The organism is Pseudomonas sp. LBUM1648, assembly GCF_059716145.1.
In genome coordinates this window covers 1479000-1495554 of the sequence record NZ_CP166808.1, presented here as the reverse complement: position 1 = coordinate 1495554, position 16555 = coordinate 1479000, and the positions used below count along the sequence as shown (strand labels likewise).

Annotated in this window: 13 protein-coding genes; 3 read left to right on the top strand and 10 right to left on the bottom strand. The window is 60.5% G+C overall.

Annotated elements, in window-relative coordinates:
* Positions 1-2: 2 nt before the first annotated feature.
* The 3 genes from emhB (at position 3) to ACA043_RS06785 (ending at position 6212) form a co-directional block, all read left to right on the top strand.
* Complete coding sequence (gene emhB, locus ACA043_RS06795; RefSeq protein WP_401266154.1) at positions 3-3152, top strand: efflux RND transporter permease subunit EmhB; 3150 nt, start codon at positions 3-5, stop codon at positions 3150-3152.
* A complete protein-coding gene (gene emhC / locus ACA043_RS06790) occupies positions 3149-4609 on the top strand; it encodes an efflux RND transporter outer membrane subunit EmhC (protein WP_401266156.1) in 1461 nt (486 codons plus the stop codon). Before emhB ends, emhC begins: the two co-directional genes overlap by 4 nt.
* A 343-nt stretch (positions 4610-4952) precedes the next feature.
* Positions 4953-6212 (top strand): OprD family porin, encoded by a 1260-nt coding sequence (locus ACA043_RS06785; RefSeq protein ID WP_489878374.1) that lies wholly within the window; start codon positions 4953-4955, stop codon positions 6210-6212.
* A 162-nt stretch (positions 6213-6374) separates the two neighbouring features.
* Here ACA043_RS06785 and pcaC read toward each other — a convergent pair whose 3' ends face one another.
* The 10 genes from pcaC to pcaK all read right to left on the bottom strand — a co-directional run bounded on the left by pcaC (position 6375) and on the right by pcaK (position 16312).
* Entirely contained in the window at positions 6375-6767 is a 393-nt protein-coding gene (gene pcaC, locus ACA043_RS06780; RefSeq protein WP_187679425.1) for a 4-carboxymuconolactone decarboxylase, read from the bottom strand.
* A gap of 10 nt (positions 6768-6777) precedes the next feature.
* Entirely contained in the window at positions 6778-7569 is a 792-nt protein-coding gene (gene pcaD / locus ACA043_RS06775) for a 3-oxoadipate enol-lactonase (RefSeq protein ID WP_497658859.1), read from the bottom strand.
* Positions 7570-7580: 11 nt separating this feature from the next.
* Positions 7581-8945, bottom strand: coding sequence for a 3-carboxy-cis,cis-muconate cycloisomerase (locus ACA043_RS06770; protein ID WP_497658858.1), 1365 nt, complete (start codon positions 8943-8945; stop codon positions 7581-7583).
* 46 nt (positions 8946-8991) lie between these two features.
* Positions 8992-10287, bottom strand: a complete 1296-nt coding sequence (locus ACA043_RS06765) for an MFS family transporter (RefSeq protein ID WP_497616774.1) — start codon at positions 10285-10287, stop codon at positions 8992-8994.
* Between the two features lie 266 nt (positions 10288-10553).
* A complete protein-coding gene (gene pcaG, locus ACA043_RS06760) occupies positions 10554-11120 on the bottom strand; it encodes a protocatechuate 3,4-dioxygenase subunit alpha (RefSeq protein ID WP_187679429.1) in 567 nt (188 codons plus the stop codon).
* Between the two features lies 1 nt (position 11121).
* On the bottom strand, positions 11122-11826 hold the full coding sequence (gene pcaH / locus ACA043_RS06755) for a protocatechuate 3,4-dioxygenase subunit beta (RefSeq protein ID WP_187679430.1): 705 nt from the start codon (positions 11824-11826) through the stop codon (positions 11122-11124).
* Positions 11827-11862: 36 nt separating this feature from the next.
* A complete protein-coding gene (gene pcaF / locus ACA043_RS06750) occupies positions 11863-13068 on the bottom strand; it encodes a 3-oxoadipyl-CoA thiolase (protein ID WP_187679431.1) in 1206 nt (401 codons plus the stop codon).
* Positions 13065-13847, bottom strand: coding sequence for a CoA-transferase subunit beta (locus ACA043_RS06745; RefSeq protein WP_497659623.1), 783 nt, complete (start codon positions 13845-13847; stop codon positions 13065-13067). Before ACA043_RS06745 ends, pcaF begins: the two co-directional genes overlap by 4 nt.
* Complete coding sequence (locus ACA043_RS06740) at positions 13844-14701, bottom strand: CoA transferase subunit A (RefSeq protein WP_103307044.1); 858 nt, start codon at positions 14699-14701, stop codon at positions 13844-13846. The genes ACA043_RS06745 and ACA043_RS06740 overlap by 4 nt, the downstream gene beginning before the upstream one ends.
* A 264-nt stretch (positions 14702-14965) precedes the next feature.
* Positions 14966-16312: a 4-hydroxybenzoate transporter PcaK gene (gene pcaK, locus ACA043_RS06735; protein ID WP_401266176.1), complete on the bottom strand. Its 1347-nt coding sequence runs from the start codon at positions 16310-16312 to the stop codon at positions 14966-14968.
* Positions 16313-16555: the final 243 nt, after the last annotated feature.

Sequence of the window (16555 nt, the reverse complement as noted above, 5' to 3'; positions counted from 1 at the left end):
TCATGTCGAAATTTTTTATCGACCGTCCGATTTTCGCCTGGGTAATAGCCCTGGTGATCATGCTGGTCGGGGCTCTATCGATCCTCAAGTTGCCGATCAACCAATACCCGAGCATTGCGCCACCGGCCATTGCGATCTCCGTGACCTACCCGGGCGCTTCGGCGCAAACCGTGCAGGACACTGTGGTTCAGGTGATCGAGCAGCAACTCAACGGTATCGACAACCTGCGTTATGTGTCGTCGGAAAGTAACTCCGACGGCAGCATGACCATCACCGCGACCTTCGAGCAAGGCACCAACTCCGACACCGCGCAGGTGCAGGTTCAGAACAAGCTGAACCTGGCCACCCCGCTGTTGCCGCAGGAAGTGCAGCAACAAGGTATCCGCGTGACCAAGGCAGTGAAAAACTTCCTTCTGGTGATCGGCGTGGTGTCGCGTGACGGCAGCATGAACAAGGACGACCTGTCCAACTACATCGTGTCGAACATGCAGGATCCGATCTCGCGGACTGCCGGTGTCGGTGACTTCCAGGTCTTCGGTGCCCAGTACGCGATGCGCATCTGGCTCGACCCGGCCAAGTTGAACAAGTACAACCTGACCCCGTCTGACGTGAGCACCGCGATCTCGGCGCAGAACGTTCAAGTTTCCTCCGGTCAACTCGGCGGTTTGCCAGCGCTGCCTGGCCAGCAACTGAACGCCACCATCATCGGCAAGACCCGTCTGCAAACGGCCGAGCAGTTCAAGGCGATCCTGCTGAAGGTCAACCAGGACGGTTCGCAAGTACGTGTCGGCGATGTCGCTGACGTGGGCCTGGGTGGTGAAAACTCCAGCATTTCTGCTCAGTTCAACGGCAGTCCGGCTTCCGGTCTGGCGGTAAAACTGGCCAACGGCGCCAACGCCCTCGACACCGCCAAAGCGCTGCGCAAGACGATTGACGATCTCAAGCCGTTCTTCCCGCAAGGCATGGAAGTGGTGTTCCCGTATGACACAACTCCAGTGGTGACCGAATCGATCAAGGGTGTGATTGAAACCCTGGTCGAAGCGATCGTGCTGGTGTTCCTGGTGATGTTCCTGTTCCTGCAGAACTTCCGCGCCACTGTCATCACCACGATGACCGTGCCGGTGGTATTGCTGGGTACGTTCGGCATCCTTGCCGCCGCAGGCTTCAGCATCAACACCCTGACCATGTTCGGTATGGTGCTGGCCATCGGCTTGCTGGTGGACGACGCCATTGTTGTGGTGGAAAACGTCGAGCGGGTGATGGCCGAAGAAGGCCTGTCACCGAAGGAAGCGACCAAGAAGTCCATGGGCCAGATCCAGGGCGCACTGGTCGGTATCGCTCTGGTTCTGTCGGCAGTACTGTTGCCGATGGCGTTCTTCAGCGGTTCCACCGGTGTGATCTACAAGCAGTTCTCGATCACCATCGTCTCGGCCATGGCCCTGTCGGTACTGGTTGCACTGATTTTCACCCCGGCGCTGTGCGCCACCATGCTCAAGCCCATTGCGAAAGGTGAGCACGGTACGCCGAAAAAAGGCTTCTTCGGCTGGTTCAACCGCAATTTCGACCGTGGCGTCAGAAGTTATGAGCGCGGTGTCGGCAATATGCTGCAGCGCAAGGCCCCGTACCTGCTGGCGTACTTGCTGATCGTCGTCGGCATGATCTGGCTGTTCACCCGCATCCCAACCGCGTTCCTGCCGGAAGAAGACCAGGGCGTACTGTTCGCTCAGGTACAAACCCCGGCCGGCTCCAGTGCCGAACGTACTCAAGTCGTGATCGACGAGATGCGTACCTACCTGCTGGATAAAGAAGCGGGTGCGGTGTCCTCGGTGTTCACCGTGAACGGCTTCAACTTTGCCGGTCGTGGTCAGAGTTCCGGTCTGGCGTTCATCATGCTCAAGCCTTGGGGCGAGCGTGACGCAAACAACAGCGTGTTCGCACTCGCACAGCGTGCCCAGCAACACTTCTTCAGCTTCCGCGACGCGATGGTATTTGCTTTCGCCCCGCCTGCGGTACTGGAGTTGGGTAACGCCACCGGTTTCGACGTGTTCCTGCAAGACCGTGCCGGTATCGGTCACGAAAAACTGATGGAAGCACGTAACCAGTTCCTCGGCCTCGCGGCACAGAGCAAGGTGCTCTACCAGGTGCGTCCGAACGGCCTGAACGACGAACCGCAATACCATCTGGAAATCGACGACGAGAAAGCCCAGGCCCTTGGTTTGAGCCTCTCCGACATCAACAGCACCCTGTCGATCTCCTTCGGTAGTAGCTACGTCAACGACTTCATCGACCGTGGTCGGGTGAAGAAGGTTTACGTGCAAGGTCAGGCCGGTGCTCGCATGAGCCCTGAAGACCTGAAGAAATGGTACGTGCGCAACAGCGCCGGGACCATGGTGCCGTTCTCCGCTTTCGCCAAGGGCGAGTGGATCTACGGTTCGCCGAAACTGGCCCGATATAACGGCGTGGAAGCGATGGAGGTGCTCGGTTCTCCGGCACCGGGTTATTCCACCGGTGATGCGATGGCCGAAGTCGAAGCGATTGCCAAGAAGTTGCCGGCCGGTGTCGGTATCTCCTGGACGGGTCTGTCCTATGAGGAACGTCTGTCCGGCTCGCAAGCGCCTGCGCTGTACGCCCTGTCGCTGCTGATGGTGTTCCTGTGTCTGGCGGCGCTGTATGAAAGCTGGTCGATTCCGATCGCGGTCATGCTCGTGGTGCCGTTGGGGATCATCGGTGCGCTGATGGCCACCAGCCTGCGCGGTCTGTCCAACGACGTGTACTTCCAGGTGGGCCTGTTGACGACCATCGGTCTTGCGGCTAAAAACGCCATTCTGATCGTCGAATTCGCCAAAGAGCTGCACGAGCAAGGGCGCAGTCTGCGCGATGCGGCGATTGAAGCGTGCCGCATGCGTCTGCGACCGATCATCATGACGTCGCTGGCCTTCGTACTCGGTGTTGTACCGTTGGCGATCTCCACGGGCGCCGGCTCAGGCAGTCAACATGCGATCGGTACTGGCGTAATTGGCGGTATGCTCACGGCCACAATCCTGGCGATCTTCTGGGTCCCACTGTTCTTCGTCACTGTGTCGTCCATAGGCCAGCGCAAAAACGCCGACCAGGATGACACCAAAGAAACTCCTAAAGAGGCTGGCCAATGAGCAAGTCGCTACTCTCCATCGCAGTCGCCGCCTTCGTGCTGAGCGGTTGCTCGCTGATACCTGATTATCAGCAGCCCGAGGCTCCGGTCGCAGGCCAGTACCCGCAAGGGCCGGCGTACTCGCCGGCCCAGGCACCGGCGCAGGCCGCTGCCGAGCAGGGCTGGAAGCAGTTTTTCCATGACCCTGCCCTGCAACAGCTGATCCAGGTTTCGCTGGAAAACAACCGCGACCTGCGCGTCGCGGCACTGAACATCGACGCCTACGCGGCTCAATACCGCATCCAGCGCGCCGACCTGTTCCCGGCAGTTTCAGCCAATGCCAGCGGCAGCCGTCAGCGGGTGCCGGCGCGTGCCTCGCAGACCGGTGAAGCGGGCATCACCAGCTCCTACTCCGCCACTGTCGGCATCAGTGCCTACGAACTCGATCTGTTCGGTCGGGTTCGCAGCCTGAGCGAACAAGCGCTGCAACAATACTTCGCCACTGAAGAAGCACGCCGCAGCACCCAGATCAGTCTGGTTGCCAGCGTCGCCAATGCCTACTTGACCTGGCAGGCGGACAAGGAACTGCTCAAGCTGACTCAGGACACCCTCGGTGCCTTCGAAGAAAGCTACAAGCTGACCAGCCGCAGCAATGAAGTCGGTGTCGCGTCGGCACTGGACCTGGCGCAGTCGCGTACCTCGGTTGAAAACGCTCGTGCTCAACTGGCGCGTTATACCCGTCAGGTGGCTCAGGATGAAAACAGCCTGACCTTGCTGCTCGGCACCGGTATCCCGGCCAATCTGCAAGCGGCCAAACCGCTGTCTGACGACCTGCTCAGCGACGTGCCGGCCGGTCTGCCATCGGATCTGCTGCAACGTCGTCCGGACATCCTGCAAGCCGAGTACAACCTGAAGGCCGCCAACGCCAACATCGGCGCAGCCCGTGCAGCGTTCTTCCCGAGCATCAGCCTGACCGCCAACGCGGGCAGCCTGAGCCCGGACCTGTCCGGTCTGTTCAAGGGTGGTTCGGGGACGTGGCTGTTCCAGCCGCAGATCAACCTGCCGATCTTCAACGCCGGCAGCCTGCGCGCCAGCCTCGACTACGCCAAGATCCAGAAGGACATCGGCGTGGCGAACTACGAGAAGGCGATTCAAACCGGCTTTCAGGAAGTCGCCGACGGCCTGGCCGCGCGCCAGACCTATACCGAGCAGTTGCAGGCACAGCGTGACTTTGTGCAGGCCAACCAGGATTACTACCGCCTGGCCGAACGTCGCTATCGTATCGGCGTCGACAGCAACCTGACCTTCCTCGATGCCCAGCGTCAGCTGTTCAGCGCCCAACAAGCGCTGATCACCGACCGCCTCGCGCAGCTGACCAGTGCGGTCAACCTGTACAAGGCCCTGGGGGGTGGCTGGAATGCGCAAACCGCGCAGAACGAACCGCTGAAAGAAGAAGCACCGAAGATGAAGTTGTTCTGATTATCGGGTGAACACAAGGAGCCCACCGTTTGGTGGGCTTTTTGTTGTCTACCAGAAAGTGATGTTGCCTGGGCTGCCCCCTTCGCGTCACCACAAAACCCGGCTCAATCTTACGTTCGATAATCGCCCAAAACCCGCTTTCCCCGATTGAAACCCCGCCTCCGCGCCCCGCACCATTCGCTTCACAAAACCAATAACAACAGGTTCGACACCATGCCCCCGCGCCCTGCCCTGTCCGGCTGATCGCCGCCGCTTTATCCCCGAATCTGCAACTTCATGTTTGCCCCCGAAAGCGGCGGCAACGGATCCCGTTCGACTCAAAAAAACAAAAAGAGAATCTGCAATGACACATCCCACTGCGCCGTACGCATTACCCAGCCTGATCGCGCTTGCACTGGCCGGCGTCGCCCTGCCCGCCGCGGCTGAAGAAGCCGGGTTTGTCGAGGGCGCCAAGGTCAATCTGAACCTGCGCAACTTCTACATCAACCGCAACTTCACCAACCCGACCAAGGCCCAGGGCAAGGCTGAAGAGTGGACGCAGAGCTTCATCCTCGACGCAAAATCCGGCTTCACCCAAGGCACCGTTGGGTTCGGCATGGACGTACTCGGTTTGTATTCGGTGAAGCTCGATGGCGGCAAAGGCACCGGCGGCACCCAGTTGCTGCCGCTGGATCACGATGGCCGCCCGGCAGACAATTTCGGCCGTACCAACGTTGCGTTCAAGGCCAAGCTGTCGCAGACCGAATTGAAGGTCGGCGAGTGGATGCCGGTACTGCCGATCCTGCGTTCGGACGACGGTCGCTCGCTGCCGCAAACCTTTCGTGGCGGCCAGATCACCTCGAAGGAAATCGACGGCCTGACCCTTTACGGCGGCCAGTTCCGCGCCAACAGCCCGCGCGACGACAGCAGCATGAGCGACATGTCGATGACCGGCAAAGCCGCGTTTACCTCCGATCGCTTTAACTTTCAGGGCGGCGAATATGTGTTCAACGAAAAACGCACGCAGATCGGTCTGTGGAACGCCGAACTCAAGGACATTTACAGCCAGCAGTACGTCAACCTGATCCACAGCCAGCCACTCGGCGACTGGACGCTAGGCGCCAACCTCGGCTTTTTCTACGGCAAGGATGACGGCAGCGCCCGCGCTGGTGATCTGGACAACAAGACCTGGTCGGGCATGTTCTCGGCCCGATACGGCGGCAACACCTTCTACGTCGGCCTGCAGAAACTCACCGGCGACAGCGCGTGGATGCGCGTCAACGGCACTAGCGGCGGCACGCTGGCCAACGACAGCTACAACGCCAGTTACGACAATGCGCAGGAACGCTCATGGCAGGTGCGTCACGACTACAATTTTGTCGCCCTCGGCATTCCCGGCCTGACCCTGATGAACCGCTACATCAGCGGCGACAACGTGCACACCGGGACCATCACCGATGGCAAGGAATGGGGCCGCGAATCGGAACTGGGCTACACCGTGCAAAGCGGCGCGCTCAAGGACTTGAACGTCAAATGGCGCAACTCGACCATGCGCCGCGATTTCAGCAACAACGAGTTCGATGAGAACCGCTTGATCGTCAGCTATCCGATCAGCTTGCTGTAAACCCAAGTCCTCTGTAGGAGCTGCCGCAGGCTGCGATCTTTTGATCTTGATCTTAAAAACAAATCAAAAGATCGCAGCCTGCGGCAGCTCCTACAGGGAAAGTTGGTATACGCAGAATAGCCATTGTCTGGCTTGCCAGCGATGGCGTGAGCTCAGGCACTATCACTCCCGGGATTCAACCCCCAACTCATCCCACACCGATTCGGCCAGATGGAACGTCGCATTCGCCGCCGGAATCCCGCAATAGATCGCGCTCTGCATGATCACTTCCTTGATCTCGCTCCGGCTCACGCCGTTATTGGCGGCGGCGCGCAAATGAAGTTTCAGCTCACCTTCGCGGTTCATGCCGATCAGCATGGCGATGGTGATCAGGCTGCGGGTATGCCGAGGCAAACCCGGGCGTGTCCAGATATCGCCCCAGGCGTGGCGGGTGATCATCTCCTGGAATTCCGAGTTGAACTCGGTCAGCGTGGTCAGGCTGCGATCGACATGGGCATCGCCCAACACCGCGCGTCGTACCTGCATGCCATCGTCGTAACGTTGTTTCTCGTCCACAAAAACTTCCTCACTTAGCCTGCAAAAACGCCAACACGCGATCACTGAAATCAGCGCCGGCTTGCACGTTGGACAAATGCGCCGCATAGAACTCGGCATACTCGGCGCCGCGCACATGCTCCTGAATGAAATGCCCGCCGGACGGCGGTGTCACTGCATCTTCAGTACCGGCGATCACAAGCAACGGCACATTGATCGAAGACAACTGCTCGCGGAAATCGGCATCACGTACCGCCGCGCAATTGGCCGCGTAGCCATCAGGATGAGTGGCCGCGAGCATGTCGGTAATCTGCTTGGCCGCGGCCGGATGAGCCTGCGAAAAATCCGGCGTAAACCAACGCGCAATCGACGCGTCACGCAGGGCAACCATGGCTGCCGCGCCGTCGCGCAATACGGTTTCAATGCGCGGGTTCCACACCGATGGATCACCGATTTTTGCTGCGGTGTTGCACACAATCAGCTTGTTCAGACGCTCGCCGGCATTGACCCCCAGCCACTGTCCGATCAAGCCGCCCATCGACAATCCGCAAAAATGCGCGCGCTCGATGTGCAGCGCATCCAGCAAGCCAAGCACGTCATGGCCCAATTGCTCGATGCTGTAAGGCCCCGGCGTCACCAGCGATTGGCCGTGGCCACGGGTGTCGAAACGCAGCACGCGAAAGTGTTCGGTAAACGCCGGCATTTGCGCGTCCCACATGTGCAGATCGGTGCCCAGCGAGTTGGACAGCACCAGCACCGGCGCATCGACCGGGCCTTCCAATTGATAGTGCAGTTCGCCATCGGCGAGTTGAACGAAAGCCACAGCCCTCTCCTTCAGACAGTCAACGCGTTGTGTTCGGCCACCGCTCGCTCGACCCAGACTTGCGCCTGGCCGAGGTAATGGGCGGGGTTCAACAGATGATCCAGTTCAGCGGCGCTCAGTTCGGCGGTGACTTTCGGCTCGTCACCGAGCACGGCACGCAAGTGACGCTGTTCGGCCACCGCACGTTTGCAGCATTGTTCGAGCAGATGATGCGCGGTGTCGCGGCCGACCCGTTGCGCGAGGACGATGCTCACCGCTTCGGCCAGCACCAGCCCTTGGGTCAATTCGAGATTGCGCGCCATGCGTGCGGCGTCGACTTCCAAACCGTCGGCCAATAATCGCGCCTGTTGCAGCGATCCCGAAACGAGGCAGCAGATTTCAGGCAAGGTTTCCCACTCGGCATGCCACAAGCCGAGGCTGCGTTCGTGCTCTTGTGGCATGGCACTGAACAATGTCGACACCAGCCCCGGCATGCGCGTCGCCGCGCCGATCAAGACCGCCGCGCCCACCGGATTACGTTTGTGCGGCATGGTCGAGGAACCGCCCTTGCCCGGTGCCGACGGTTCGAAGACTTCCGCCGCTTCGGTCTGCATCAACAAACTGATGTCGCGACCGAGCTTACCGAGGCTCCCGGCGATCAAACCAAGCGCCGCGCCAAACTCGACGATGCGATCACGCTGAGTGTGCCACGGCTGTTCCGGCAGGGTCAGTTGCAGTTCCTCAGCCAAGGCCTGAGCGATCGGCAATGCCTGCTCGCCCAGCGCCGCGAGGGTGCCCGATGCGCCGCCGAATTGCAGCACCAGCAGACGCGGCTTGAGTTCGCGCAGACGCTGACGGCTGCGAGTCACGGCCCCCAGCCATCCGGCGATTTTCATGCCGAGGGTCACAGGTGTCGCGTGTTGCAACCAGGTGCGCCCGGCCAGCGGCGTAGCCGCATGACGCTGCGCTTGAGCGGCGAGTGAATCGGCGAGTTGCGCCAATTCCCCTTCGATCAAACCCAGCGCCTGACGCAATTGCAGAACCAGCCCGGAATCCATCACATCCTGACTGGTTGCGCCCAAATGCACATAACGCTCGGCCTCGGCATCGGTGGCAGCAATCTGCTTGCCCAGCGCCTTGACCAGCGGAATGGCCGAATTACCGGCTGTGGCAATTGCCTCGCCCAGCGCCGCGAAGTCGTACAGCTCAGCGCTGCACGCGTTGGTTATCGGCGCAACAGCGGACACTGGAATCAGTCCGACCCGAGCCTCGGCCCGGGCCAGCGCTGCTTCGAAGTCGAGCATTGCCTGGACGCGGCCCTGATCGCAGAACACCTCGCGCATATCGCGGGCAGTGAAGTAGGCATCAAACAATTGATTGCCCGGTCGCTGAGTCATAAACAGTCCTTGCCGGCGCGGGCCATGGCGGCCCGCGCGCATCGGTTTAGAGATCGTGGTGCAAATATTTCGCCTGTTTCGGCAGACGCAGACTGAACAGGAGTGCCACCGCCATCATCAGCGTGACGTACCAGTAAAAGGCGTTTTCCATGCCGCCGGCCTTCAGGCTCAGGGCAACGAATTCCGCCGACCCACCGAAGATCGCGTTGGCCACCGCATACGCCAGACCTACGCCAAGGGCGCGGACTTCCGGCGGAAACATTTCGGCTTTCACCAGGCCGCTGATCGAGGTGTAGAAACTGACAATGGCCAGCGCAATGGTGATCAGTACAAAAGCCAGAAACGGACTGCTGACGCCCTTCAGGCTGAGCAGGATCGGCACGGTGAACAGCGTACCGAGCGCGCCGAACCAGAGCATCGAGTTACGTCGGCCAATTTTGTCGGCAAGCATGCCGAACAGCGGTTGCATGCACATATACAAGAACAGCGCGCCGGTCATGATGTAGCTGGCGGTCTTGGCGTGCATGCCGGCAGTGTTCACCAGATATTTCTGCATGTACGTGGTGAAGGTGTAGAAAATCAGCGAGCCACCGGCGGTATAACCCAGCACAGTGATAAACGCGGCTTTGTGATCGCGAAACAGCGCACGGATGCTGCCGGCGTCCTTGTTCTCGCGCATTTCTTTGCTGGTGGTTTCTTTCAGCGAACGACGCAGGAACAGCGAAATCAACGCCGCCACCGCACCGACCACGAACGGAATCCGCCAGCCGTAGGCGCGCAGGTCATCTTCGGTGAGGAACTGCTGAAGCACCACCACCAGGGACACCGCCAGCAATTGCCCGCCAATCAACGTCACGTACTGGAACGAGGCAAAGAACCCGCGCTGGCCCTTGAGCGCAACTTCACTCATGTAAGTCGCGGTGGTGCCATATTCGCCACCCACCGACAAACCTTGCAGCAGACGCGCGAACAGCAACAGCACCGGCGCCCAGACGCCGATGTCCTTGTAGGTCGGCAGACAGGCGATCAGCAATGAGCCGAAGCACATCATCAGAATCGAGATCAGCATCGAGTTCTTGCGCCCGTGCTTATCCGCCACGCGCCCGAAGATCCAGCCACCAATCGGTCGCATCAGAAACCCGGCAGCGAACACACCGGCGGTGTTGACCAGTTGTACCGTCGGGTTGTCGGAAGGGAAAAACGCCGGGGCAAAATAGATCGCGCAGAAGGCGTAGACGTAGAAGTCGAACCATTCGACGAGGTTGCCGGACGAAGCGCCGACAATGGCGAAGATGCGCTTACTGCGCTCTTCACCGGTGTAATGGGCTGTGGTGGTTGTCATTGTTTTTCACTCGATAGGGACAGTGAGAGTCTAGACACACTTTGCAACAGTCCCGTTCCACATTGGCTCGGTAACACAGGCCACGCCTATGAAAGCGGGCTTTGTGGCGAGGGGATTTATCCCCGATGGGCTGCGAAGCAGCCCCAAGACCGGCGATCACGGTGCAATAGATTTACCGCGCTCTGGGGTTTTGCGAGTGCTGCGCACTCGGTCGGGGATAAATCCCCTCACCACAAAACTCACTCCACTGGAATAGCGGTGTTCTTTCAATAATCGAAGAACACCGTCTCGGCGTCAGTGCCCTGCAAAATCACGTTCCACTGATAAACCCCCGACGCATCGGGCTTTGCCAGCAACGTCGTGCGGCGCTCGGCCGGCACACATTCCAGCAGCGAGTCATTCACGTTCGCCGGCTCGCCGTCAAAATAGATCCGCGTCAACAAGTGCTTCACCAACCCGCGAGCAAACACCAACACCACCAGATGCGGCGCCTGGGTCGAGCCCTTCAAACCCTCGACCGTGCCTGGCTTGATCGTGGTGAACCGAAAACGCCCTTCGGCATCCACCGGCACCCGACCAAAACCTTCGAAGTGCGGGTCCAACGGTTTGTCCTGCTCGTCTTCCGGATGGTCGTATTTGCCGGCGGCGTTGGCTTGCCAGACTTCGAGCATGGCGTCATTAACCACATCGCCGTTGCCATCGACGACTTGTCCGGTGATCGCCACACGCTCGCCGAGGGTCAGTTCATTGGCGAGGTTTTCACGGTTCAGCCAGGTCAGACCGATGTGGTAGTAAGGCCCGACGGTGTGGGACGTGGTCGCATTCAGGGTCATCTTATTTCTCCATCGGCGTGGCATCACGGCCGCGCAGCACGATGTCCCAACGGTAACCGAGGGCGTAGGACGGAATGGTTTTTTCCAGATCGAAAGCAGCGATCAGGCGTTCCTTGGCGGACGTATCCGGTACGCAGTTGTAGATCGGGTCGTAGGCCAGCAACGGGTCGCCGGGGAAATACATCTGCGTCACCAAGCGGGTCAGTATGCTCGGCCCGAACAGCGAGAAATGGATGTGCGCCGGGCGCCAGGCGTTGTGGTGGTTACCCCACGGATAGGCGCCGGGCTTGATGGTCTGGAACTGATACCAGCCATCGGCGTCGGTCACGGTGCGACCGGTGCCGGTGAAGTTCGGGTCCAGCGGCGCATCGTGCAGGTCGCGTGGGTGGTTGTAGCGGCCGGCGGCGTTGGCCTGCCAGATTTCTACGAGAATCCCCGGCACCGGCAGGCCGTTTTCGTCGAGCACACGGCCGTGGATGATGATCCGCTCGCCCTGCGGTTCGCCGTCATGCTGGGCGGTCAGGTCGTTGTCCTTTTCGGCCACACGCTCGGCGCCGATGGTCGGGCCGGTGATTTCCGACAGCGAGTGGGGCAGAAACACCAACGGCTTGGAGGGCGAGCGCAAATTGGTGGATTGATACGTCGGGTGCAGGTACTCAGGCTGGGTGCCTTCCTGCGGACGACGGTAGCCAGGCTTGTCAGTCATTTCGCTTTCCTCTGTTCTTATTCGTCACGGCTTGCGTCAGACGCGTTCGATGGCCAAGGCAAGTCCTTGGCCGACACCGACGCACATGGTCGCCAGACCTTTCTTGCCACCGGTCTTTTCCAGCTGATGCAGCGCGGTCAGCACCAGGCGCGCACCGCTCATGCCCAACGGGTGACCCAAGGCAATCGCGCCGCCATTCGGGTTGACCTGCGCGGCGTCGTCCGCCAAGCCCAGTTCCCGCAGCACCGCCAAACCCTGGCTGGCAAACGCTTCGTTGAGTTCGATCACATCGAAATCGCTGACCGCCACACCTAGACGCTCGATCAGTTTACGCACCGCTGGCACCGGGCCGATGCCCATTACCCGTGGCGCGACACCGGCACTGGCCATGCCCAGCACTTTGGCGCGGGCGGTCAAACCGTGTTTTTTCACCGCTTCGGCCGAGGCCAGAATCAGCGCGGCGGCGCCGTCGTTCACGCCCGAGGCATTACCGGCGGTGACAGTCTTGTCCGGGCCGTTGACCGGTTTCAGTTTGGTCAGCGCTTCGATCGTCGTGTCAGCGCGCGGGTGTTCATCCTGGCTGACCACCGTTTCGCCCTTCTTGTGGGCGATCCGTACTTCGACGATTTCTTCAGCGAAGTAGCCGGCGGCCTGCGCGGCGGCTGTCCGTTGCTGACTGCGCAGGGCGAAAGCGTCCTGATCCTCGCGGGAAACTTCGTAATCGTCAGCGACGTTGTCGGCGGTCTGCGGCATCGCGTCGACGCCGTACTGGGCTTTCATCAACGGGTTGATGAAGCGCCAGCCGATGGTGGTGTCTTCCAGTTTCATATTGCGTGAGAACGCTGCATCAGCCTTGCCCATCACGAACGGTGCGCGGGACATCGACTCGACGCCGCCGGCAATCGCCAGCTCCATCTCGCCGCTGGCGATGGCGCGAAACGCCGTGCCGATCGCATCCATGCCCGAAGCGCAGAGGCGATTGAGGGTCACGCCGGGCACGGTTTCCGGCAGGCCTGCCAGCAGCAGCGCCATGCGTGCGACGTTGCGGTTGTCTTCGCCAGCCTGGTTGGCGCAGCCGAGGAACACCTCGTCGATTGCACTCCAGTCCACCGACGGGTTGCGTTCCATCAGCGCCTTGATCGGCACAGCGGCCAGATCGTCGGCGCGAACGGCGGACAAACCACCGCCGAAACGGCCGATGGGGGTACGAATCGCATCGCAGATATAAACGTCACGCATCATGCTTCTCCCGGTGCCTGACCGTGCGCCGCAGCGGTGCGCGCTTCGAGATCACGCAACGCAGTCAGCTCGACCTCGGTCGGCTCGGCGGTTTGTTCAACATTGTCGGCAAAGCGGATCGCCCAACCGGTGGCGGCAACCACTTGCTCGCGAGTCACGCCCGGGTGCAGTGCGGTGACCACGAATTCGTGAGTGCCCTCCTCCGGTTCCATGATGCACAGGTCGGTGATGATGCCGACCGGACCGGCGCCCGGCAGGCCCAGTCGCTTGCGCGAATCGCCGCCCTCGCCATGGCCGACCGAGGTGATGAAATCGAGCTTGTCGACAAACGAGCGCGCCGACTGTTTAAGGATGATCAGTACACTCTTCGCCGAGCCGGCAATCTCCGGCGCTCCGCCGGCTCCCGGCAGACGCACTTTCGGCGAATGGTAATCGCCGACCACAGTGGTGTTGATGTTGCCGAAACGGTCGACCTGCGCCGCGCCGAGAAAACCGACGTCGATGCGTCCGCCCTGCAACCAGTAGCGAAAAATCTCACCGGTCGGCACGACGGTGTCAGCGGTTTCCGCCAACTCGCCGTCACCGATGGACAGCGGCAGTACGCTTGGTTTGGCGCCAATCGGGCCGGATTCGTAAATCAGCACCACGTCCGGCGATGAAGTCAGGCGCGCGAGGTTGGCGGCTTTCGACGGCAGGCCGATGCCGACGAAGCACACCGAGCCGTTCTTCAGGCGACGGGCTGCGGCGACGGTCATCATTTCATTAGTGGTGTAAGTCATTATTTGGCCTCCGAAGCAGCGGCCAACTTGGCCTGGAACTCGCTGAAATCAGCGCAGCCATGGATGTATTCGTTGATCCACGCGGTAAACGTCTCACGGTCGCGGGCAATCGGGTCCCACGCCTGATAGAAACGATTGTCACGCTCGGTGTAACCGTGGGCGTAGGAAGGATGCGCGCCACCCGGGACGTGACAGACCGCGCTCAAGGCCCAGGTCGGCAGCACGCAGGCGTTCATCGGTGCGTTGAGGTTGTCGACGATTTCCTCGACGGTAACGATGCAGCGTTTGGCGGCCAGTGCGGCTTCTTTCTGCACGCCGAGAATGCCCCACAGCAACACGTTGCCTTGGCGGTCGGCTTTCTGCGCGTGGATCACAGTGACGTCCGGGCGCACCGATGGCACCGCCGCCAGCACTTCACCGGTGAATGGGCAGGTGACGGATTTGATCAGCGGGTTGACCTTCGGCAGGTCGGAGCCGGCGTAGGCGCGCAGCACAGCGAACGGCAGGCCGGAAGCGCCGGCGACGTAGGCATTGGCCAGGTCGGCGTGGCTGTGTTCTTCGATTTCCAGCGGGTGCGGCCATTGTTTCTCGACGGCATCGCGCAGACGATGCAGCGAACCCACACCCGGATTGCCACCCCAAGAGAAGATCAGCTTGCGCGCACAGCCGGCGCCGATCAGTTGGTCGTAGATCAGGTCAGGCGTCATCCGCACCAGGGTCAGATCTTTCTTGCCCTGACGAATGATTTCATGACCCGCCGCCGTAGGGATCAGGTGAGTGAAGCCTTCGAGCGCAACGGTGTCGCCGTCGTTGACGAATTGCTTCACCGCGTCGTGCAGCGAAAGGATCTCAGCCATGGAGCGGGCTCCCGTTTTTGTAGTGGATCGCCAGTGATAAAAAAGGCGCGAGGTTCAGCGCCGGAGTCACTGCAGATTAAGCCTGGGAAATTTGCCAAACAATCCGATAATCGACTCAGTGTTCGTTTATCGAACGGATTGTTGTCAGACTAACTTTGTGTGTTGTCTGCAAAAGATCGCAGCCTGCGGCAGTTCCCTACAGGGGTATGTATTCCAATTCAGGAGCCGCCGCAGGCTGCGATCTTTTCAATCTACAGCGCGATATCAAGTCGCATCCGCATGACTCACCATGCCTTTGATCACCACCGCCGTGGTCGCCAACGCTGCCGGAATCACCAGCGCCGTCAACACCTGCTCGAAATTCCAGCCCAACCCCAGCAGCGTCGCGCCCATCCACGCGCCGAGAATCGCGCCGAAACGGCCAATCCCCAGCATCCATGAGACGCCGGTTGCCCGGCCCTGCGTCGGATAGAACCGCGCCGCCAACGAAGGCATCGCCGATTGCGCACCGTTCACACACATCCCCGCCACCAACACCAAGGTCGCCAGCAATGTGATGTTGCCCAGGCTCTGCCCCACCGCGTAGGCAAAAAACCCGGCCAGCAGATAGAAAATACCGATGACCTTGTGCGGATTGAAGCGATCCATCGCCCATCCCACACCGACCGCACTCAATACCCCGCCGAACTGGAACAATGCGCCGATAAACGCGGCCTGCTCCATGCTCGCGCCGCTGTCACGCATCAGCGTCGGCAGCCAACTGGTCAGCAGGTACACAATCACCAAGCCCATGAAGTACGTCAGCCACAACAGCAGCGTGCCGGCGCTGTAGGTGCCGGAAAAGATCACTGCGAACACGTTACGCGCCTTGACGGTTTTCTGTTCCGGGACGCTGAAACTCGAAGCCTGCGCGACCACCACCGGATCAATCGGCGCCAGTGTCTTGCGGACTTTGTCAGTGCCACGGTTACGGACTACAAGGTAGCGCGCCGATTCCGGCAGCCAGAACAGCAGCACCACGGCGAGGATCAAGGGCAAAATGCCGCCGATCAGCAACAGGCTGTGCCAGCCGAACGCCGGGATCAACTTGGCGGAAATGAACCCGCCACCGGCCATGCCAAGGTTGAAACCACAGAACATGCTAGTCACCAGAAGCGACTTCTTGCGCTCCGGAGTGTATTCCGACAGCAGCGTCGTCGCGTTCGGCATCCCCGCGCCCAGACCGAGGCCGGTCAAAAAGCGCAGCACCAGCAATTGTTCAACGTTGGTGCTGTACGCCGATGCCAGGCTGAAAGCGCCGAACAGCACAACCGCGCCAACCAGTACGACTTTGCGCCCGAAGCGGTCAGCCAGAGGCCCGGAACCGAGTGCGCCGAAGACCATGCCGATCAGTGCGGCACTCATCACCGGGCCAAGGCTGGCGCGGTCGATGCCCCAATCCTGCGACAGCGCCGGGGCAATGAAGCCCATCGCTGCGGTGTCGAGGCCATCAAGAAACACAATCAGGAAACACAGGATCACCACCCGCCACTGATAGCGCGAGATCGGTTGGGCGTTGATAAAGGACTGCACGTCGAGGCAGTTACCTACAGCGGACTGAGGCTGGTTCATTGTTTTTATTCCACGCAAAAAACGCAGTCGAACGGCGACCGGCCAAGGAGCGGCACGGTGACAAGAATAGAAGGTTGCAATCAGGCGTTGCGGGGAACCCGGCAACAGGAACTGGGGCGGCGACAGTCGGGGAACGTGCGCATGGGGAGTTGCCTCTTGTCATTATTATGGGAGTCGGCAGTCCGGCTGACGCTTTCGCTCAGCGCCGGATGACGCTGCCGCGACATTAATGATCCGAGGGTT